General features: G+C 38.0%; 1 protein-coding gene. It reads left to right on the plus strand.

Annotated features, from left to right (window positions below; genetic code table 11):
- Positions 1–550 (plus strand): IS256 family transposase (locus QWY78_RS09210; protein ID WP_290219059.1); only part of this gene is annotated, 550 nt, incomplete at both ends.

The following is a 550-nucleotide window of genomic DNA, read 5'->3' on the forward strand; positions in this document are numbered from 1 at the left end:
CATCATCTCATTTTATGCAAAAGGAATGAGCGTAAGTGATATTGAAGACCAGATCAAAGAAATGTACGATTTTGATGTTTCAACATCAACAATTTCCAGGATTACAAATGCTGTTTCCAGTGAAATTGTCGCTTGGCAAAACCGACCATTAGAGGATTTATACCTCATTGTTTGGATGGATGGAATTGTTTTTAAAGTTCGTGAAAACTCCAAAGTCATCAACAAAACCATTTATCTTGCCGTTGGATTACGACGCGATGGAAAAAAAGAAGTTCTGGGAATGTGGCTTGGCAAAAATGAAAGTTCCAGTTTTTGGATGAGTGTTTTAACCGATATAAAAGCTCGTGGTGTAGAAGATATTCTCATAACTGCAACCGATAATTTGAATGGATTTACCCAAACAATACGCTCTGTTTTCCCGCAATCTCAAACCCAGATTTGTGTGGTTCATCAAATAAGAAACGCGTGTAAGTACGTGGTTTGGAAGGATCGAAAATCCTTTACTTCCGACATGAAGCACATTTACAACGCTCCCACAAAACAAGCAGCA

The organism is Kaistella yonginensis (assembly GCF_030409525.1).
Classification (GTDB): domain Bacteria; phylum Bacteroidota; class Bacteroidia; order Flavobacteriales; family Weeksellaceae; genus Kaistella; species Kaistella yonginensis.